15 protein-coding genes are annotated in these 19538 nt (G+C 74.1%); 11 read left to right on the top strand and 4 right to left on the bottom strand.

Annotated features, from left to right (window positions below):
- The first annotated feature begins 27 nt into the window (after positions 1–27).
- Both BUE29_RS18825 and BUE29_RS18820 read left to right on the top strand, forming a co-directional pair.
- Positions 28–1059: an SGNH/GDSL hydrolase family protein gene (locus tag BUE29_RS18825; protein ID WP_143168261.1), complete on the top strand. Its 1032-nt coding sequence runs from the start codon at positions 28–30 to the stop codon at positions 1057–1059.
- 54 nt (positions 1060–1113) lie between these two features.
- Positions 1114–2334 (top strand): acetyl-CoA C-acetyltransferase, encoded by a 1221-nt coding sequence (locus BUE29_RS18820; protein ID WP_073392005.1) that lies wholly within the window; start codon positions 1114–1116, stop codon positions 2332–2334.
- Between the two features lie 73 nt (positions 2335–2407).
- Here the strand turns inward: BUE29_RS18820 and BUE29_RS18815 are convergent, their stop codons facing one another.
- Positions 2408–3190: a Bax inhibitor-1/YccA family protein gene (locus tag BUE29_RS18815; RefSeq protein WP_200800315.1), complete on the bottom strand. Its 783-nt coding sequence runs from the start codon at positions 3188–3190 to the stop codon at positions 2408–2410.
- Between the two features lie 253 nt (positions 3191–3443).
- On the opposite strand from BUE29_RS18815, the gene BUE29_RS18810 reads away from it, so the two are divergent.
- Entirely contained in the window at positions 3444–4772 is a 1329-nt protein-coding gene (locus BUE29_RS18810) for an acyl-CoA dehydrogenase family protein (RefSeq protein WP_073392004.1), read from the top strand.
- Positions 4772–5989, top strand: coding sequence for an acyl-CoA dehydrogenase family protein (locus BUE29_RS18805; protein WP_073392003.1), 1218 nt, complete (start codon positions 4772–4774; stop codon positions 5987–5989). The genes BUE29_RS18810 and BUE29_RS18805 overlap by 1 nt, the downstream gene beginning before the upstream one ends.
- On the opposite strand, the gene BUE29_RS18800 is transcribed toward BUE29_RS18805, so the two are convergent.
- Positions 5982–6596: a TetR/AcrR family transcriptional regulator gene (locus tag BUE29_RS18800; RefSeq protein WP_143168260.1), complete on the bottom strand. Its 615-nt coding sequence runs from the start codon at positions 6594–6596 to the stop codon at positions 5982–5984. The two genes, BUE29_RS18805 and BUE29_RS18800, sit on opposite strands and share 8 nt — an antisense overlap.
- A gap of 116 nt (positions 6597–6712) precedes the next feature.
- On the opposite strand from BUE29_RS18800, the gene BUE29_RS18795 reads away from it, so the two are divergent.
- Complete coding sequence (locus BUE29_RS18795) at positions 6713–8938, top strand: MMPL family transporter (RefSeq protein WP_073392002.1); 2226 nt, start codon at positions 6713–6715, stop codon at positions 8936–8938.
- On the opposite strand, the gene BUE29_RS18790 is transcribed toward BUE29_RS18795, so the two are convergent.
- The gene (locus BUE29_RS18790) at positions 8878–9762 is read right to left on the bottom strand and encodes a LysR family transcriptional regulator (protein WP_073392001.1); all 885 of its coding nucleotides are present in this window, start codon (positions 9760–9762) and stop codon (positions 8878–8880) included. The two genes, BUE29_RS18795 and BUE29_RS18790, sit on opposite strands and share 61 nt — an antisense overlap.
- Before the next feature lie 97 nt (positions 9763–9859).
- Here BUE29_RS18790 and BUE29_RS18785 point away from each other — a divergent pair, with 97 nt between their 5' ends.
- Positions 9860–10945, top strand: a complete 1086-nt coding sequence (locus BUE29_RS18785) for a quinone oxidoreductase family protein (RefSeq protein WP_200800314.1) — start codon at positions 9860–9862, stop codon at positions 10943–10945.
- A 205-nt stretch (positions 10946–11150) separates the two neighbouring features.
- Here the strand turns inward: BUE29_RS18785 and lon are convergent, their stop codons facing one another.
- Positions 11151–13460, bottom strand: a complete 2310-nt coding sequence (gene lon / locus BUE29_RS18780) for an endopeptidase La (protein ID WP_073392000.1) — start codon at positions 13458–13460, stop codon at positions 11151–11153.
- A 228-nt stretch (positions 13461–13688) separates the two neighbouring features.
- Between lon and BUE29_RS18775 the strand changes: the two genes are divergently transcribed.
- From BUE29_RS18775 to BUE29_RS18750, 5 genes are read left to right on the top strand one after another with little or no spacing between them, the layout of a single operon-like run.
- Positions 13689–14405: a GntR family transcriptional regulator gene (locus tag BUE29_RS18775; protein WP_200800313.1), complete on the top strand. Its 717-nt coding sequence runs from the start codon at positions 13689–13691 to the stop codon at positions 14403–14405.
- Positions 14402–16234, top strand: coding sequence for an N-acetylmuramic acid 6-phosphate etherase (locus tag BUE29_RS21640; RefSeq protein ID WP_084181451.1), 1833 nt, complete (start codon positions 14402–14404; stop codon positions 16232–16234). The genes BUE29_RS18775 and BUE29_RS21640 overlap by 4 nt, the downstream gene beginning before the upstream one ends.
- Positions 16231–17385 (top strand): anhydro-N-acetylmuramic acid kinase, encoded by a 1155-nt coding sequence (locus tag BUE29_RS18760; protein ID WP_073391999.1) that lies wholly within the window; start codon positions 16231–16233, stop codon positions 17383–17385. Before BUE29_RS21640 ends, BUE29_RS18760 begins: the two co-directional genes overlap by 4 nt.
- On the top strand, positions 17382–18485 hold the full coding sequence (gene nagA, locus BUE29_RS18755; RefSeq protein WP_073391998.1) for an N-acetylglucosamine-6-phosphate deacetylase: 1104 nt from the start codon (positions 17382–17384) through the stop codon (positions 18483–18485). Before BUE29_RS18760 ends, nagA begins: the two co-directional genes overlap by 4 nt.
- On the top strand, positions 18482–19534 hold the full coding sequence (locus tag BUE29_RS18750) for an SIS domain-containing protein (RefSeq protein ID WP_073391997.1): 1053 nt from the start codon (positions 18482–18484) through the stop codon (positions 19532–19534). The genes nagA and BUE29_RS18750 overlap by 4 nt, the downstream gene beginning before the upstream one ends.
- Positions 19535–19538: the final 4 nt, after the last annotated feature.

Below are 19538 nucleotides of genomic sequence, written 5' to 3'. Positions count from 1 at the left end.
GACGTCGCGATGTCCTAGCCTCGCGGTGTGAGGGGAACACGCCGGGCGCGCCACATCGCCCTCTGGGGCGGCGGCGCCCTCGGGGTGCTGGCAGCCGGCGGCAGCGGTGCCCTCGCCGGCGTGCTGTTCGCCGAGACGAAGCTCGCCCGACGCCGCATCCCGCAGGCGACGACCGACCCACCGGTCTCGCACGACACCACCTGGGCGGCGGCGGGGGTGAGCCGGACACGTACCCCGATCCGGCTGGCCTGGATGGGCGATTCGACGGCCGCGGGCTACGGCGTCGTCCACGATCGCGAGACACCGGCGGCGCAGCTGGCGATCGGCATCTCCGAGGCCGCACGGCGGCCGGTCCACGTCACCAACGTGGCCGTCGTCGGCGCGACGTCGGCGAACCTGCCCGACCAGCTCGCCCGGCTGCGTGCGCTGGGCCGGCACCGTCCCGAGCTGACGGTGATCATGATCGGCGCGAACGACGTCACCGCCCGCAGCGCACCCGCCGTCGCCGTGCCCCACCTGGAGGACACCGTCCGCGCGCTGGTCGACGGCGGGGTCGAGGTCGTCGTCGGCACCTGCCCCGACCTCGGCACGATCCGGCCGATCTCGCAGCCGCTGCGCGCGTACGCGCGCCGACTCTCGCGTCGAATGGCCCGCGAGCAGACGGTCGCCGTCGTGCGGGCAGGCGGACGGACCGTCTCGCTCGGCGACCTGCTCGGCCCGCTGTTCATGACGCGACTCGAGCTGTTCAGCGAGGACCGCTTCCACCCCTCGGCCGCGGGGTACGCCGAGGCCGCGGCCGCGATGCTGCCGTCCGCGCTGGACGCGCTCGGGTTGCGGACGCGAGCCCGGTCCGCCTCGGCGTTCACGACGCGGCGCGTCAAGCCGGTCGCCCGGGCGGCCGCGCAGGCGGCGGCGCACCCCGGCACCGAGGTCGTCGGGGCCGAGCGGTTCGGCAGGGCCGAGAACCGACGCGGGCCGCTGGCCCGGCTACGACGCCGACTGCCGCGCCGGCGCAGCCTGCCGCCGACGTCGCCCGACGGGGCCGTTCCCGTCCGCTGACCCACCGGTGGCACCATCGGATGCGGACCGCTGTTCGCGCGTGAAGGAGCCCCGATGCCCGAAGCCGTCATCGTCTCGACCGCCCGCTCGCCGATCGGCCGCGCCGGGAAGGGGTCGCTCGTCGGCATACGGCCCGACGACCTCGCCGCGCAGATGGTGCGCGCCGCCCTCGACAAGGTGCCCGAGCTCGATCCCCGCGAGCTCGACGACCTGATGATGGGCTGCGGCCAGCCCGGCGGCGAGTCCGGCTTCAACATCGGACGCACCGTCGCCGTGCAGCTCGGCTACGACTTCCTGCCGGGCACGACCGTCAACCGATACTGCTCGTCGTCGCTGCAGACCACGCGCATGGCCTTCCACGCCATCAAGGCCGGCGAGGGCGACGCCTTCGTCTCGGCCGGCGTCGAGACCGTCTCGCGCTTCGGCAACGGCAGCAGCGACGGGTGGCCGAACTCCCGCAACGAACGCTTCGACGAGGCGATGGCCCGCACCGCCAAGGCGGCGGAGTCCGGCGCGAGCGAGTGGCACGACCCGCGCGAGGACGATCACCTGCCCGACGTCTACATCGCCATGGGGCAGACGGCCGAGAACGTTGCCCTGCACACCGGCATCAGCCGGGAGGACATGGACCACTTCGGCGTCCGGTCGCAGAACCTCGCCGAGCAGGCTCTCGCGTCCGGCTTCTGGGCGCGCGACATCACGCCGGTGACGCTGCCCGACGGCACCGTCGTCGAGAAGGACGACGGGCCGCGCGCGGGCGTCACCTACGAGGCCGTGTCGCAGCTCAAGCCGGTGTTCCGCCCCGACGGCTCGGTGACCGCCGGCAACTGCTGCGCGCTGAACGACGGCGCCGCGGCCGTCGTCGTCATGAGTGACGAGAAGGCCCGCGCGCTCGGGCTCACCCCGCTCGCCCGCATCGTCGCGACCGGCGTGTCGGGTCTGTCGCCGGAGATCATGGGCCTCGGTCCGATCGAGGCGTCGACGCGCGCCCTGGCCAACGCCGGCATGGGCATCGCCGACATCGACCTGGTCGAGATCAACGAGGCCTTTGCCGTGCAGGTCCTCGGCTCGCAGCGCGAGCTGGGCATCGACATCGACCGGCTGAACGTCAACGGCGGCGCCATCGCGGTGGGGCACCCCTTCGGGATGACCGGCGCCCGCATCACGTCGACGCTGATCAACTCGCTGCGGTTCCACGACAAGCAGTTCGGCCTGGAGACCATGTGCGTCGGCGGCGGCCAGGGCATGGCGATGGTCCTCGAACGGCTCTCCTGAGCGCGGTGGCCGCAGACGCGAACGCCGCCGGCCTGCGCGGGGCAGACCGGCGGCGCCGGGAGACGGGGGTGCGTCAGTCGCGGGCGTACCCGAGCAGGCGCAGGATCTCGATGTAGAGCCACACCAGCGTGACGGTGAGGCCGAAGGCCGCGAGCCACGCCATCTTCTGCGGCGCGCCCTGCCGGATACCCCGCTCGATCATGTCGAAGTCCAAGACCAGGTTGAAGGCCGCGATCACGATGCACAGCAGGCTGAAGCCGATGGCCATCGGACCGCCGGAGCGCAGGCCGAGGCCGTCGTCGGTGAACAGGTAGGCGACGAGGTTCACGACCATGAGTCCGAAGACCCCGATCGTGGCGCCGACCACGACACGGGTGAAGCGCGGCGTCACCCGGATCGCACCGATCTTGTAGACGAACAGCATCCCGCCGGCGACCATCGCGGTGCCGACGACCGCCTGGATGACGATGCCGGGCTTCCACTGCTCGAACGCGTGGCTGACCGCGCCCAGGAAGACGCCCTCGAACGCCGCGTAGATCAGCGCCGTCGCCGCGTTCACCCGCTGGGTGAAGGCGAGGAACATGCCCAGGCCCGCGCCGGCCAGCGCGCCGATGAGCAGCGCCGGGAGGAAGAGTCGATCGGGCACCGCGACCCAGGTGATGGCGCCGACGGCGAACACCGTCGCGAGCATCGCGGCGGTGCGCTGCACCACGGAGTCCAGCGTCATGTACCCGCCACCCTGGCGGGGACCGGCGTACGCGGGCTGGTCGTACATGCCCTGCAGCTCGGTGGCGCTGGGCGCGGGATAACCGCCGTTGCCCATGCGACCGAAGTTGTTGATCACCGGGTTGGACACCGCGGCCGACCTCCTCGATTGGTGACGACGACGGGTGCGAACACCGTCATCCGTTCAACGCAGCTTAGACAGCGGGCGTTCCCGGCCGGCCCGCCCCGCACAACCCCACAGGCCCCGTACAGGTTGCGCCCCGGGCCGACGGGCGCCGCCGGCCTGTGCCGCCGCCCACTGCCGATTGCGTCGTCCGCCTCGACCGGTAGATTTACCTGGAACTACGTGTACCAGTGACTTTCCGACCTGGGGGTTGTCAGGTATGTCTGGCCGTAACCGACGGGGCCGCGACGTGATGGGCGTCGGGCTCGCCGCCCTGAACCGGCTCGCCGGCGTCTCCGTCATCGACAGGCTCGGCCTGCGCAGGCAGACGGAGAAGGCCGTCTACGAGGCGAGCCGCGCGGGCTTTCGCACCGTGGCCGCGGCGAACCGGACGTTCGCGAAGGCACCGGGCCGCGGCGCGGGCAAGCGGCCGAGCACCGCGACCGGCAGCGGGCTGTTCGACCTGACGCCCACCGACGAGCAGAAGATGTTCGTCGAGGCGACGAGCGAGTTCGCCGCCGAGCAGCTGCGCCCGGTCGCCGCCGACGCCGACGCCGAGTGCGCGGCACCCGACACCGTGCTCAAGCGCTCCGTCACCGAGCTCGGGCTCGCCCAGCTCACCGTGCCCGAGTCGCTCGGCGGCATGGCGAGCGAGCGCTCGGTCACGACCGGCGCGCTGGTCGCCGAGGCCCTCGCCCACGGCGACATGGGCCTGGCCGTCGCCTGCCTGGCGCCGGCCGCGGTCGCGAACGCGCTGGTGCTGTGGGGTGACGAGTCGCAGCAGCAGACCTACCTGCCCGCCTTCGTCGGCGACGACGTCCCCGCCGCCGCGCTGTGCGTGCTCGAACCGCGCCCGCTCTTCGACCCCTTCGACCTGCGGACCACCGCCCGCGAGACACCGGACGGCTACGTGCTCGACGGCGTGAAGTCCCTGGTGCCGCGGGCCGCGAGCGCCGAGCTCTTCGTCGTCGCGGCGGCGCTCGAGGGCACGCCGGCGCTGTTCGTCCTCGAGTCGGGGACGACGGGCATCACCGTCGAGTCCGAGCCGGCGATGGGGTTGCGGGCCGCCGCGACCAGCCGCGTCCTGCTCGACGGGGTGACGGTCCCGAAGGCAGCGCTGCTGGGGGCGGCGGCCGCCGACGTCTACGCCGACTGCATCCGGCTCTCGCGCATCGGGTGGGCGTCGCTCGCCTGCGGCACGGGCAAGGCGGTCCTCGACTACGTGATCCCCTACGTCAACGAACGCAAGGCCTTCGGCGAGCCGATCAGCAACCGGCAGGCGGTCGCGTTCATGGTCGCCAACATCGGCATCGAGCTCGAGGGCGCGCGACTCACCACGCTGCGCGCCGCGGCCCGCGCCGAGCAGGGCAGGAGCTTCGCCCGCGAGGCCGCCCTGGCGCGCCGGCTCACCGCCGAGTACGGCATGCAGATCGGGTCGAACGGCGTCCAGCTGCTGGGCGGTCACGGCTACGTCAAGGAACATCCGGTGGAGCGCTGGTACCGCGACCTGCGTGCCGCCGCGGTCATGGAAGGTGCGGTGCTGGTCTGATGGCCATCAGTCTCGAGACGCCGAAGAAGTTCGCGCAGATCGTCAACCAGGCCCACCAGGTCTCGACCGAGATCTTCCGGCCGATCTCGCGCAAGTACGACCAGGCCGAGCACGAGTACCCCAAGGAGCTCGACACGCTCGCCGCGCTCATCGACGGCATGAACGACGGCGGCGAGGGCGGCACGGGGGCGCGAGGTGTGCGCCGCGACGAGGCGAAGGACAAGCCGGGCAACAAGAACGGCAGCAACATGTCCTCGGTGCTGTCGATCATGGAGGCGTGCTGGGGCGACGTCGCCCTCGTGCTGTCGATGCCGCGCCAGGGGCTCGGCGACGCGGCGATCGCGTCGGTGGCCAACGACGAGCAGCTGCAGCGTTTCGGCGGGTTGTGGGCCTCCATGGCCATCACCGAGCCCGGCTTCGGGTCCGACTCGTCGGCCGTCTCGACGACCGCGGTGCGCGACGGCGACGACTACGTCATCAACGGCGAGAAGATCTACGTGACCGCGGGGGGCCGTTCCAACGCCGTCGTCGTGTGGGCCACGCTGGACAAGAGCAAGGGCCGCGCGGCCATCAAGTCGTTCGTCGTCCCGAAGGACACGCCCGGCTGCCGCGTCGAGCGGCTCGAGCACAAGCTCGGCATCCGCGCGTCCGACACCGCGACGATCATCTTCGAGGACTGCCGCGTCCCGAAGGAGAACATGCTCGGCGACCCGGACGTCAACGACGACACCGGACAGGGCTTCGCCGGCGCGATGCAGACCTTCGACAACACCCGCCCGCTGGTCGCCGGGATGGCGGTCGGCTGCGCGCGGGCGGCGCTGGACGAGATCGAGGACCTGCTGCGCGAGGCCGGCGTCGAGGTCGACTACGACCGACCGTCCTACGCGCAGCCCGCGGCCGCGGCCGCGTACCTGCAGCTGGAGGCCGACTGGGAGGCCGCCTACCTGTTGACGCTCGAGTCGACGTGGATGGCCGACAACCGCAAGGCCAACTCGCTGCAGGCCTCGATGGCCAAGGCCAAGGCCGGCCGCGTCGGCGTCGAGATCACGACGAAGTGCGTCGAGCTCGCAGGGTCGCTGGGCTACAGCGAGAACTCGCTGCTGGAGAAGTGGGCGCGCGACTCGAAGATCCTCGACATCTTCGAGGGGACGCAGCAGATCCAGCAGCTCATCATCGCGCGACGCCTGCTGGGCAAGAGCTCCGGCGAGCTCAAGTGACGTCCGCCGCCGCCGGGGCGAGCACGGCTCCCAGGTAGGCGAGGACGGACTCCCGCAGCCCCGCGACGTCGTCGCCGGTCGCGATCGCCTTGAGGTACTCGCCCAGGGTGGCGCCGATCGTGGCGCCGCGGACGGCGATCATCGGATGGTCGACCGGCAGCCCGACGCGCGCGGCGATCGCGGCGGCGCCGAGCTCGGCGGACTCGGTGAGGTGCGCACTGCCGAGGGCGCCGAGCCCGGGGTTCGTCCGGTACATCGCGAGCGCGAGCCGGGCCAGCTCGGGGTCCAGCGAATCGGTGACGGCGACGAGCCACTGGTCGAGCAGGTCGAGCAGGTCGGCGTCCGGCCGGCTGCGGAAGGACGCGGTCAGCCGGGTCGCGAGGTCGTCGGCGAACGCGGTCGCGAGCTCCAGCTTGCTCGGGAAGTAGCCCGACACCGTGCGCGGCGCGACCTCGGCCGCCTCCGCGACGTCGGCGACGGTGGTCTCGTCGTAGCCGCGCTCGGCGAACAGCCGCATCGCGGTGCGCTGGATCAGATCGCGACGTCGCGCCTTGGACCGTGCGCGCAGCCCGCCGCCCGTGACGGCACCATCGGACGGGTCGGACACTGCGCGACCCTAACACGTGCGGCAATTTTGCATCCGACGGCAATGATGCTTACCGTGGCAGTCGTCCCCCTGCCGCCGGCCATCGGCGTGCCGCCCGCAAGCCCAAGGAGCCCCGCGTGTCCGTCCGCCTCTACCGCCTCGCGCGCTGGTGCTTCCGCCGTCGCTGGATCGTGCTCGGGGGCTGGCTCGCCGCGGTCGTCGCGGTGGTGGCGCTCGCGCAGCTCTCCGGCGGCAAGACGACCAACACCTTCACCATCCCCGGCACCGAGGCGCAGCAGGTGGTCTCGGTGCTGCAGCACAAGCTGCCGGCGGCCTCCGGCGCCACGACGCAGGTCGTCTTCGCACGCGAGGACGGCGACATCACCGACACCGCCGACCAGGCGGTCGTCGCCCGGACGGTCCAGCAGCTCGGCCGGGTGCCGCAGGTGACCACCGTGACCGACCCGTTCCGGACCCACTCGGTGTCGCCGGACAAGTTGCTGGCCCTGGCCACGGTCTACTACGACTCGGCGCCGGGCGACGTGAAGACCGGCACGCTCGACCGGCTCGACCCCGCCGTCGCGGCGGCACGCGACGCCGGCCTGCGCGTCGAGTTCACCGGCACCGTCTACCCGCAACCGACCGAGGCTGCGAGCCCCGAGGCCATCGGCATCGTCGTCGCCCTCGTCATCCTCGTCCTGACGTTCGGCTCGCTCGTCGCCGGCGGGCTGCCGATCGTCACCGCGCTGTTCGGTGTCGTCATCTCGCTCATGGGCTTCACCGCCCTCGCCGCGCTCGTCGACATCGCCACCGCCGCGACGTCGGTGGGGACGATGCTCGGCATCTCGTGCGGCATCGACTACGCACTGTTCATCCTGTCGCGGCACCGCAACCACGTCCTGCACGGCCACGACCCGCAGGAGGCCGCGGGGCGTGCCGCGGGAACGGCCGGCAGCTCGGTCGTCTTCGCCGGCCTGTCGGTCGTCATCGCCCTGTGCGGCCTCGCCGTGGTCGGCATCCCGTTCCTCACGACGATGGGCCTGGCCGCGGCCGGTGCGGTGCTCGTGGCCCTGCTCATCGCGCTCACGCTGCTGCCGGCCGCGCTCGGCTTCGCGGGCTCGCGGGTCGCCCGCTTCTCGCGCCTGCCGCTGCTGCGCCGGGCCGGCCCGGCGACCCGGACGGCCGTCACCCGCCCCGAGGACCTGCGCGGGACGCGCTACGCGGCGTGGGTCGTGCGGCACCGGGTGCCCGTCCTGCTGGTCGGCGTCATCGCGCTGGGCGCCCTCGCCATTCCGGTGACGAGCATGGAGCTGGGGCTGCCCGGCGCCGGGTCGCGCACCACCGACGACACGTCGCGCCGGGCCTACGACCTCACCACGGAGCACTTCGGCCCCGGCTACAACGGCACGCTCACCGTCGTCGCCCAGGGTGTGCGCGACGCTGCGCAGGTGGCACCGGTCGCCACCGAGCTCGGCCGCGAGGACGGCGTCGCGTCGGCGACGGTCTCGACCGTCGCCAACGGCATCGCCCTCATCAGCGTCGTCCCCACGACCGGCCCCAACGACCAGGCGACCACCGACCTCGTCCATCGCATCCGTGACGACCGCACCCGCATCGAAGGGGCGACGGGCACGCACGTCCTCGTCGGCGGCGCCACCGCCACCGACATCGACGTCTCGGGCAAGCTCGGCGCCGCCCTGCCGGTGTTCCTCGTCGTCGTCGCCGGCCTGGCGTTCGTCCTGCTCACGTTCGCGTTCCGCACCGTCCTCGTGCCCCTCAAGTCCATCGTGGGCTTCCTGCTCTCGGTGGGGGCCGCGTTCGGGGCCGAGGTCGCGGTCTTCCAGTGGGGCTGGCTGAAGGGCGTCTTCGGGGTGGAGCCGAGCCAGACCCTGAGCTTCCTGCCGATCATCCTGCTGGCCATCATCTTCGGGCTCTCGAGCGACTACGAGGTCTTCGTGGTGTCACGCATCAAGGAGCACTTCACCAAGCACGGCGACGCCCGTCAGGCCGTCGTGCTCGGCACGGGGCAGTCGGCGCGGGTGGTCACCGCCGCGGCACTGATCATGGCGGCGGTGTTCGCGTCGTTCCTGCTCGGCCACGACCCGATCATCAAGTCCATCGGCTTCAGCTTCGCCGTCGGCGTGCTCGTCGACGCGTTCGTCGTCCGGTTGACCCTCGTCCCCGCGGTGATGGCGATCGTCGGCGAACGGATCTGGCACCACCCGGCGTGGTTCGGCCGCCTCGTCCCCGACCCCGACATCGAGGGCGAGCGGCTCGACGCCGCGCTGGCCCGGGAGGCCGCTCAGGGCGAGCGCAGCGCCGAGACCACGGCGGCGACCTCCGGCGTCGGCCGGCCCGGCTGACAAACGACGACGAGACGTCGTACCTCGGGCGGCGCGTCGGCCACGCGGACCAGGTCGACGCCCCCGGGTAGCAGCGGCGCGACGTCAGGGGTCACCGTCGTGACGCCGCAGCCGGCGGCGACGAGCTGGAGCTTGGTCAACCAGTCCCGCGCGGCGTGCGCGACGCGGGGCCGGCCCGGCAGACCGGGCCAGACCCCGAGCAGCGGCTCGGCTGCCGTGCCCGGGCTCGCGATCCAGTCGGCGGTGGCGAGCTCCGCCACGCCGACCTCGCCGCGGCCGGCGTAGCGACTGTCCGACGGCACGGCGACCACGAGCTCGACGTCGCCGATGCGCTCGGTGACGAGCCGCGGCGACTCGGCGTCGGGCGCGCGGAACGGCGGTCGCGCCGTGACGACGGCGAGGTCGAGGGTGCCGGCGCGCAGCGAGCGAACCAGCGCCGGGGTGGTTCCCTCCCGCGTCGTCACCCTGATGTCGGGGTGACGACGCCGCAGCGACGCCAGGGCGGCGGGCAGCAGCGCGAACCCGGCGCTGACGAACGCACCCAGGTGCACCGACCGCTCGCGCGCCCCGGTCAGCTCGCGTCCGGCGGCGGCGAGCTCGTCCAGCACCACGCGGGCATGACGCGCCACGATCACCCCCTCGGCGGTCAGTCGGGAACCTCCCCTGCCCCGGTCGAAGAGGGTGACACCCGCTTCGCGTTCGAGCACCGCCACCTGGCGCGACACCGCCGACTGCGTGTAGCCGAGGCGACCGGCGGCAGCGGTGAACGAGCCCTGTTCGACAACAGCGAGCAGCACCCGCAGGCCGGTCATCGAGAGATCCATGATGAAACATGATGACTTAGATGCTCGACAGTCGTTGGACGCATGTCCGCGCGGTTCCTACCGTCGATGGAACAAGCAGCCATGAGCGGAGGAAATCGTGCGAGCAGCGGTGCTGACGGAGTTCGGACAGCCACTGGCGGTGCGGGAGGTGCCGGACCCGAGCGCGGGCGGTGGCGAGGTGCTGGTCGAGGTCATGGCGGCGGGTGTCCTGCCCTATTCGGCCGAGGTCTTCGGTGGGGCGCGCAGCTACCCGCTCGAACCGCCGGTGATCCCCGGCGTCGGCGCGGTGGCCCGAGTGCTGCGGACTGGCCCCGACGCCACCTCGCTGCGGGCGGGCGACGTCGTGTGGTGCGACCCGACCGTCCGATCGCGTGACGGCGGCGTCCTGGGCGACATCACGCTGCAGGGCTGGAGCTCGCGCGGCGAGGGTGGCCTGCTCCTGTCACGTCACTTCCACGACGGCACGTGGGCCGAACAGGCGGTCGTGCCGACCGAGAACGCGATCTTGCTGCAGCGCGGCGCGGTCGGGGCGGCGCAGGCCGCGCGATGGTCCGGGTTGGGGGTACCCCTCATCACGTTCGGCGGACTGGACGCGGGTGACCTGCGCGCCGGCGAGACCGTCCTGGTCAGCGGCGCCACCGGGAACTTCGGCAGCGCGGCCGTGGCCGTGGCGCTGGCCATGGGTGCAGCCCGGGTGATCGCGGTCGGGCGCAACCGGAGCGTGCTCGACGGACTGGTGCGGCGCTTCGGTGAGCGGGTCGTCACCGTCGCCCTCTCGGGCGACCCCGACGCCGACCAGCGAGCGATGCGGGCCGCGGCCGACGATCCGATCGACCTCGTCTTCGACATGCTGCCACCGGCGGTGGGTGCCGAGGTCGCGCGGAGCGCCGCGATGACGGTGCGCGAGTACGGCCGGGTCGTTCTCATGGGCGGTGTGGGGATGCTCGGCGGTGACGACCTCGCGCTGCCCTATCCGTGGCTGATGCGCAACTCGGTCACGGTGCGCGGGCAGTGGATGTACCGGCTCGACGTCGTCCCCCGGCTCCTGGCCATGGTCCGATCGGGAGTGCTCGACCTCGCAGGCGACGACGTCACGACGTTCCCGCTGGACGACGTCGCGGCCGCGGTCGCGCACGCGGCCGCGCACGGCGGTCCGTTCGAGCGCACCGTGCTGGTGCCCTGACACCGGCGACGTGCGGCACGGGGTCACCCGGGGTCCTCCCCCCGAGGCGATTCAGGGCGGTCACCGATAGCGCGAGCAGGTCGCGGCGGGCACCGTGGAGTCATGACCACACCAGCGCCTCGGACCACCACGACCTGACCACGACGCACTTTTGGCGGCTCGACGCATCATGCTGCGTCGAGCCGCCAAAAGTGTTCGGACGGGGTCAGGCGGCCTGGGTCACGGCGTCCTGCCGCTCGAGCGCGTGGGCCAGGATCTCCGCCACGTCCCCGACCGGCCGGACGTCGAGCGCGGCGAGCACCTCGGCCGGGACGTCGTCGAGGTCGGGTTCGTTGCGCTGCGGGATGAACACCGTCGTCAGCCCGGCACGCTGCGCCGCGAGCAGCTTCTGCTTCACGCCGCCGATCGGCAGCACGCGGCCGTTGAGCGTGACCTCGCCGGTCATGCCGACGTCCGAACGGACCGGGACACCGGTGGCGAGGGACGCCAGCGCCGTCACCATCGTGACGCCCGCCGACGGCCCGTCCTTGGGGACGGCCCCGGCCGGCACGTGCAGGTGGATCGTGCGGTCGAGCGCCTCGACGAGATCGGGACGGTGCGAGCGCAGGTAGCTGAGCGCGATGTGCGCGGACTCCTTCATGACGTCGCCCAGCTGGCCGGTGAGGTGGAGCCGCGCCTCACCCGGCATCGCCGTGGCCTCGATGAACAGCACGTCCCCGCCGGTGCCGGTGACGGCGAGCCCGGTGGCTACGCCCGGAACCGCGGTCCGCTCGGCGGACTCGGGCAGGAACCGCGGCCGGCCGAGGAAGTCGCGCAGGTTCGACTCCTCGACGTGGATCGGCGTGTCGTCGGCCGCCAGCTTTGTCGCAACCTTGCGCAAAACGCGGGCGACGGCTCGCTCGAGCTGCCGCACGCCGGCCTCGCGGGTGTACTCGCCCGCGATGCGCCGTAGCGCCTCGTCGCTGATGCTCACCTCGTCGGTGTTCAGCGCGGCCCGCGACAGCTGCCGCGGCACCAGGTGCGTGCGGGCGATGGAGACCTTGTCGTCCTCGGTGTAGCCGTCGAGCGTGACGACCTCCATGCGGTCGTACAGCGCTTCGGGGATCGTGTCGGCGACGTTCGCCGTCGCCAGGAAGACGACGTCGGACAGATCGAGATCGACCTCGAGGTAGTGGTCTCGAAAGGTGTGGTTCTGCGCGGGGTCGAGCACCTCGAGCAGCGCCGCGGCCGGGTCGCCGCGGAAGTCCGAGCCGACCTTGTCGATCTCGTCGAGCAGGACGACCGGGTTCATCGAACCGGCCTCACCGATCGCCCGGACGATGCGGCCGGGCAGCGCGCCGACGTAGGTGCGGCGGTGACCGCGGATCTCGGCCTCGTCGCGCACGCCCCCCAGGGCCACGCGGACGAACTTCCGGCCGAGTGCGCGGGCCACGGACTCGCCGAGCGACGTCTTGCCCACGCCGGGCGGCCCGACGAGGGCGAGGACCGCGCCGGAGCCCCGGCCGCCGACGACCTCCATGCCCCGCTCGGCACGGCGGGAACGGACGGCGAGGTACTCGACGATGCGGTCCTTCACGTCGTCCAGCCCGTGGTGGTCGGCGTCGAGGATCTCGCGGGCGCCGGCGATGTCGGTGTTGTCGTCGGTCTTCTCGCCCCACGGCAGGCCCAGCACGGTGTCGAGCCAGGTGCGGATCCAGCCGGTCTCCGGACTCTGGTCGGACGCGCGCTCGAGCTTGTCCACCTCGCGCAGCGCCGCCTCGCGCACCTTCTCGGGCAGGTCGGCGGCCTCGACGCGGGCGCGGTAGTCGTCCGAGCCCTCGGGCTCGCCCTCGCCGAGCTCCTTGCGGATCGCGGCGAGCTGCTCGCGCAGCAGGAACTCACGCTGCCGCTTGTCCATGCCCTCGCGGACGTCGGTCTGGATCTTCTCGCTGACCTCGAGCTCGGCCAGGTGGTCCCGCGCCCAGGCGAGGACGCGCAGCAGCCGCGCCTCGACGTCGGGCGTCTCCAACAGCTCCCGCTTCTGCTCGTCGGTCAGGTACGGCGCGTAGCCCGCGAGGTCGGCCAGTTCGGACGGGTCGGTGATGCGCTGCACCGAGTCGACGACCTGCCAGGCGTTGCGGCGCTGCAGGATCGCGATCACGACGGTGCGGTACTCGTCGGCGAGCCCGCGCAGCTGCTCGGTGACCGGCTCGTCGGCCACGGGCTCGGCCTCGACCCAGAGCGCCGCGCCGGGGCCGGGCACGCCGGACCCGAGCCGGGCGCGGCGGCCGGCCCGCAGCACCGCGGCCTGCTCACCGCCGGGCAGCCGGCCGATCTGCTCAACGGTCGCGATCACGCCGTAGGTGGGGTAGCGGTCGGCCAGCCGGGGCGCAAGCAGCAGCTCGCCGTCGGAGCCGGCACGGGCGGCGTCGACCACGGCACGCGTGTCGGCGTCGAGCGCGACCGGCACGACCATCCCCGGCAGCACGACGACGTCGGGCAGGGACAGGATCGGCAGGGTCAGCACGTCGGACATGGAAGCCTCGATTCTTGAGCGATACCGACTCAAGACAGCTGCGGCCGGCGATGTTCCCCCGGCCCGTCCGCCGACAGCGAACGGCGGCGTTCACTCTCCGCGTCCGGCGCTCCCGCCCTGCTCGGCCCCCGTGCCAGCGCGGTGGTCACGACGTCTCGGCCGCGCGGAACCGGGGCCGACCACGCCACCCCCTTGCCGCCACCCCGGCAAGAGGTCTATACCTGTCGCGTGCCAATTCGTGCGGATCAGGTCGAACGGTACGTCCGCGATCTCGCCGAGCAGCTCGGCCCGGGGGCCGTGCTGCCCGGCGAGCGCGAGCTGGCGCACAGCTGCGGGGTCTCCCGGATGACGGTCCGCCGGGCCCTGGACGAGCTCGAGGAGCGCCGGGTCGTCGAGCGCCGGCACGGCGCGGGGACGTTCGTGCGGCGCCCGGCCGCGGCGCAGCCGCTCATGGCGACGTCGTTCCACGAAGACATGCGGCGACGCGGCTTCGCGCCGGCGTCGAGCCTCGTCGACACCGGGACGCAGCGTGCATCGGCGGGGCTCGCCGCCCAGCTCGAGATCGCCGAGGGCGACCCGGTGCTGGTGGTGCGCCGGCTCCGCCTCGCCGACGCCGACCCGATCGCGCTCGAGACGCTCCACGTCCCCGTCGACCGGACCCCCGGCCTGGCCGGCGAGGATCTCGCGGACGGCTCGTACTACGCCGTGCTGCGCGAGCGGTTCGGCCGCCGCGTCGCCAGCGGCCGGCAGACGGTCTCCCCGGTCGTCCCGCCCACGGCCGACACCGACCTCCTGGGCGTCCCGACCGGCACCGCGGTGTTCCGCTTCGTGCGGATCTCGCGCGACCACCACGGCGACGTCGTCGAGCTGGTCGACGCGCTCTACCGCGCCGACCGCTACCTCATCGAGGTCGACATCCTCCCGCCGTCGGAGGGCAAGCGATGACGCCCGCGCTCCCACCCGTCACCGACGTGCTGGTGGACCTCGGCCGCAGCCACACCCGCGTGGTCGTCGACCCCGCCGACGGCGGTGTCGCCGCGCAGCCCGTCGACGTGCGCAGCGGACGCGGCGCCGGGCTGGTCGACGCCGCAGGCGCGATCGGTGCCGCCCGGACGGCAGCCGCGGCGGTGCGGGCGGCGGTCGCGCTGCCCGAGCGGTGGCGGCTCGCGGTGTGCGCGCCCGGCGTCGTCACCGCCCCCGCGCGAGCGCAGGAGTTCGCCGACGCGCTCGCCGGCGCGTTCGACCCCGCGCCGAGCGAGGTGCTGGTCGTCAGCGACTCCGCCGCCTGGCAGGCCGGCGCGTTCGCCGGGGGCGACGGCGCGGTCGTCGCGCTCGGCACCGGCGCGGTCGTCGTCGCGCGCGACGGCGCGACGATCACCCGGCTGGACGGCCGGGGCCTGCTGCTGGGCGACATCGGCGGGGGCGCGTGGATCGGGCTGCAGGCGCTGCGGGCCGCGACCGACGCCGACGGCCCGCTCCGCGACGCCGCGCTGGCGCGCTTCGGCACGCCCGCGAGCTGGCCCGGCCTGCTCGGCGAAGCGGATCTGGCGGCCCGGCTGGCCGCCTTCGTCCCCGATGTCGTCGCGACCGCGGCCGCCGGCGACGCCCGCGCGCACACCGTGCTCGACGCCGCGGCCGCCGGCGTCGCCGCCACCCTCGCGCCGCTTCCCGAGCAGCTGCCGACGGCCGTCGTCGGCGGTCTCGCCGCGGTGCTCGGTCCCCGGCTGTACGCGGAGGCCCCGCGCACCTGGCAGGAACCGGCCGGTGACGCCGTCGCCGGCCTGCGGACGCTGCTGGCCGACCTCGGCCCGTTCGCCGCCGAGGCCAGCCACGGAGCGTCGGCCCCGCGGGAGCACGACACCGACGGCCTGCCGACCGAGGCGGTCGCCGCCGACACCGCCGACCTCGACACCTGGCCGACCGAGCGCCTGGTCGCGCGGCTCGCGGCCGGGCACCGCGGGGCGACGCAGGCGGTGGTCGACGCCGTCGGCCCCCTTGCTCACGCCGCGGACCTCGCCGGCGCCGCCCTCGCCGGCACCGGTCGGCTCGTCTACGTGGGCGCCGGGACGCCCGGGCGGCTCGCCGTCCAGGACGCCGCCGAGCTGACGCCGACCTTCGCGCTCGACCCGGCCCGGGCGGTCGTGCTGCTCGCCGGCGGCTCGGTGGCCGGCGCGCAGGCGGTCGAGGGCGCCGAGGACGACACGGCCGCCGGTGCCCGGGACGTCGACGCGATCACGGCCGGGCCGGCCGACGTCGTGGTCGGCGTGACGGCCTCCGGCCGCACGCCGTACGTGCTGGCCGCCCTGCGGCGCGCCCGCGAACGGGGCGCGGCGACCGTCGGCGTCTGCAACGTCGTGGGCAGCCCCCTCGCCGCGGTCGCCGACGTCACGGCGGAGCTGCTCACCGGTCCGGAGGTCATCGCCGGATCGACCCGGCTCGCCGCCGGCACCGCCCAGAAGATCGCCCTCAACACGCTCTCGAGCGCGGCGATGGTGCGCGCCGGCGCGACCTTCGGTCCGTGGATGGTCGACATGCTGGCCAGCAACGACAAACTGCGCCGTCGCGCCGTGCGCATCGTCCGCGACGCCGCCGGGGTCCCCGACGCGACCGCGAACGAGGCTCTGGACGCCGCCGACCGCTCGGTGCAGGTCGCGCTGGTCATGCTGCTCGCCGATGTCGACGCCGCCGTGGCCCGCGACCGGCTGGCTGCCGCCGGGTCGGTGCGGGCCGCGCTCGCGACCGACCCGCAGCCCTACGGGATCGGTGTCGGATGAGGGTCGTCGGCATGCTCTCGGGGACGTCGGTCGACGGTCTGGACGTCGCGGTCGCCGACCTGACGATCGGCACCGACGACGTCGCGACACTGCGACCGGTGCACGCCGAGACCGTCGCGCTGCCCCGGGACGTGCGCCGGGCCGCGCTGGCGGTCCTGCCCCCGGCGACGACGACCGCGGGGGAGCTGTGCCGTCTCGACACCGAGTTCGGCCGGTTCTGCGGAACGGTCGCCGCCGCGGCCGTCCGCGAACACGGTGGCGAGCTCGTCGCCTCGCTCGGGCAGACCGTCTTCCACTGGATCGAGGACGGCGCCGCGCGCGGCACGATGCAGGTCGGACAGCCCGCCTGGATCGCCGAGGCGACCGGCCTGCCCGTCGTCAGCGACCTGCGGGCACGCGACGTCGCCGCCGGCGGACACGGGGCACCGCTCGCCTCCACGCTCGACGCGCTGTGGCTGCACGGCCCGGAGCGTCGTGCGGCCCTCAACCTCGGCGGCATCGCCAATCTGACCGTCGTCGGCGGGGACGGCGCCGCGGTCCTCGCCTACGACACCGGCCCCGCCAACTGCCTGCTCGACGTGGTGGCCGACCGTGCGGCCATCCGTGAGGGCTTCGACGTCGACGGCCGGCTCGCCGCCGCCGGCCGGGTCGACGAGGACCTCCTCGACCGTCTGCTGGCGGAACCGTATTTTGCGCAGGATCCGCCGAAATCGACCGGGCGCGAGCTCTTCACGGCCGACTGGCTGGATCGGGCGATCGACGGACGCGAGATCGACCAGCACGACCTCGCCGCCACCCTCGTCGAGCTGACTGCCCGCACCGTCGCCGCGGCGTGCCGGGCCCACGACGTCACCGCGGTGGTGGGGTCGGGCGGGGGCATGCGCAACCCCGTCCTCACCCGACGACTCGGGGCTCTGCTGGCCCCGGCGCCGTTGCGCTCGACCGACGAGCTCGGCCTCCCCGCGGACGCCAAGGAGGCCTACCTCGTGGCCCTGCTGGGCTGGCTGACGTGGCACGGGGTGCCCGGCGTCGTGCCGGGCGGCACCGGCAGTCGTACGCCCCGCGTGCTCGGCCGCATCACCCCGGGTGACCGGCCGCTGCGGCTGCCCGAGCCGCTGGCCCGCGTGACCGGGTTGGTGATGGCCCGATGAGCCGCCGGCTGGGAGTGGCCGCGGCACTGGTCGGCGACCGCCTGCTGCCCGGTGACGTCGCCGTCGCCGACGGCCGGGTCGAGGCCGTCGGGCTCGCCCCGGCCGGGGCCACGGGCATCGCCGCGCCGGGCCTGGTCGACGTGCAGGTCAACGGCTACGCCGGCGTCGACGTCGCGGCCGCGGACGCCGCCGAGCTGGCGACGCTGCACCGGGCGCTGGCGCGCGACGGTGTCACGTCCTTCGTCCCGACCCTCATCACCGGTGACCCGGACGCCACGGTGGCGGCGGCCGAGCGGCTGGCGGCGCTCGACGAGACCACCGACCGAGGCGCCCGGTCGCTGGGCACGCATCTCGAGGGCCCGTGGCTGGCGCCCGAACGCCTCGGCACCCACCCGGCCGCGCACCGGTGCGACCCCGACGCCGCCGGCGTCGAGCGGCTGGTGGCCGGCCATCGCGTGGTGCTCGTGACGCTCGCGCCCGAGCTGCTCGGTGCCCTCGACGCGGTGCGGCGCCTCACCGCGCACGGCGTCGTCGTGCTGCTCGGGCACAGCGCCGCCACCGCCGACGCGGCCCGGGCCGGGTTCGCGGCCGGCGCCCGAGGCGTCACCCACCTGTTCAACGCGATGGAACCGCTGCGCGGGCGCGAGCCGGGGTTGGCCGGTGTCGCGCTGACCCGTCCGGACGTCGTCGTCGGTCTCGTCGCCGACGGCCATCACGTCGCGCCCGAGAACGTGCAACTCGCCTTCGCCGCCGCGCCCGGCCGGGTCGCGCTGGTCACCGACGCGACCGCGGCGGCCGGCATGCCCGACGGCCGGTACCGGCTCGGCGACGTGCCGGTCACCCTCGGCGGCGGCGCGGTGCGCAACGCCGAGGGTGCACTCGCCGGCAGCGCGGCGACACTCGCGGGGTGCGTCCGGAACGCCGTCGGGGCCGGCGTCCCGGTCGCCGCGGCGCTGCACGCCGCGAGCACCACGCCCGCCCGCCTGCTCGGCCGCGACGACGTCGGCACGCTGCGGCCCGGCACGACGGCCGACGTCGTCGTGCTCACCGACGAGCTCGTCGTGCGCAGGGTCCTGCTCGCGGGCCAGGAGGTCTCATGACCCATCTCGACGCCGAGCTGGCCGAGCAGCCCGCCGCGATCGGTCGGCTGCTCGACACGCTGCCCGCCCACGTCGAGCGGATGCGCGCGCTGGCCGTCGACGCCACCGGGCTCACGCTCGTCGCCCGCGGCAGCTCCGACAACGCCGCGCGGTACGCGCAGTACCTCGTGCCCATCCGCTCGGGCCTGCCGGTGACGCTGGCCACGCCGAGCCTGTCGACGGTCTACGACCGCACGCCGTCGTTCGCCGGGCAGCTCGTCGTGGCGGTCTCGCAGTCGGGCCGCTCGACCGACATCGTCGCCGTCCTCGCCGCGGCGCGGGAACAGGGCCGTCCCACGGTGGCGATCACGAACGACCCGGGCTCGCCGCTGGCCGCGCACGCCGACCACGTCGTCGACCTCGCCACCGGGCGGGAGCGATCCGTGGCGGCGACCAAGACGTACACGACGTCGCTGGTGGCGGTCGCCGGCCTCGCGCTCGCGCTGGGCCCCACCTCGGGCGACGACGGCGCGTGGGAGGACCTGCGGGCGCTCCCCGGACTGGTCGCCGACGCCCTCGTGGCCGCCGACGCCCCCGCCCGCGAGACCGCCCGGACGCTGCACCCGGCGAGCCGGGCCGTGGCGGTGGGGCGCGGCCTCAACCTGGCCACCGCCCACGAGACGGCCCTCAAGATCACCGAGCTCACCGGCACGCAGGTCGTCCCCTACTCCCCCGCCGACCTGCGGCACGGCCCGATCGGAGCGGTGACGCCGGAGGTGCCGGTGCTGCTCGTCGCCCCGGACGAGGCCGCCACCACCGGCGTCCTCGACCTCGTCCCCGAGCTGCTCGGTCGCGGCGCCGCCGTCCACGTGCTCGGAGCAGCGACGAACGACGCGTCCCTGCCCGACGGCGTCACCACGATCGTGCCCGTGCCGGCGGGGGTGCCGCCGTGGCTGAGCGCGGTGGTCGCGGTCGTCCCCGGCCAGCTCGTCGCCCGTGCCCTCGCCGTCTCGCGCGGCGTCGACATCGACCGTCCCGGTGGCCTGTCGAAGGTGACCGTCACCCACTGACCTG

The sequence above is a fragment of the Jatrophihabitans endophyticus genome (genome assembly GCF_900129455.1).
Classification (GTDB): Bacteria; Actinomycetota; Actinomycetes; order Mycobacteriales; family Jatrophihabitantaceae; genus Jatrophihabitans; species Jatrophihabitans endophyticus.
The sequence above is the reverse complement of the archived record's forward strand: the minus strand, read 5'-3'. Positions and strand labels throughout refer to the sequence as shown.

What these genes read in the sequence shown, in the direction of transcription:
- BUE29_RS18805 (WP_073392003.1), top strand. Translation starts at nt 4,772, where the DNA reads ATGGCCATCAGTCTCGAGACGCCGAAGAAGTTCGCGCAGATCGTCAAC.
- BUE29_RS21640 (WP_084181451.1), top strand. Translation starts at nt 14,402, where the DNA reads ATGACGCCCGCGCTCCCACCCGTCACCGACGTGCTGGTGGACCTCGGC.
- lon (WP_073392000.1), bottom strand. Translation starts at nt 13,460, where the DNA reads ATGTCCGACGTGCTGACCCTGCCGATCCTGTCCCTGCCCGACGTCGTC.
- BUE29_RS18820 (WP_073392005.1), top strand. Translation starts at nt 1,114, where the DNA reads ATGCCCGAAGCCGTCATCGTCTCGACCGCCCGCTCGCCGATCGGCCGC.
- BUE29_RS18790 (WP_073392001.1), bottom strand. Translation starts at nt 9,762, where the DNA reads ATGGATCTCTCGATGACCGGCCTGCGGGTGCTGCTCGCTGTTGTCGAA.
- BUE29_RS18810 (WP_073392004.1), top strand. Translation starts at nt 3,444, where the DNA reads ATGTCTGGCCGTAACCGACGGGGCCGCGACGTGATGGGCGTCGGGCTC.
- nagA (WP_073391998.1), top strand. Translation starts at nt 17,382, where the DNA reads ATGAGCCGCCGGCTGGGAGTGGCCGCGGCACTGGTCGGCGACCGCCTG.
- BUE29_RS18760 (WP_073391999.1), top strand. Translation starts at nt 16,231, where the DNA reads ATGAGGGTCGTCGGCATGCTCTCGGGGACGTCGGTCGACGGTCTGGAC.
- BUE29_RS18750 (WP_073391997.1), top strand. Translation starts at nt 18,482, where the DNA reads ATGACCCATCTCGACGCCGAGCTGGCCGAGCAGCCCGCCGCGATCGGT.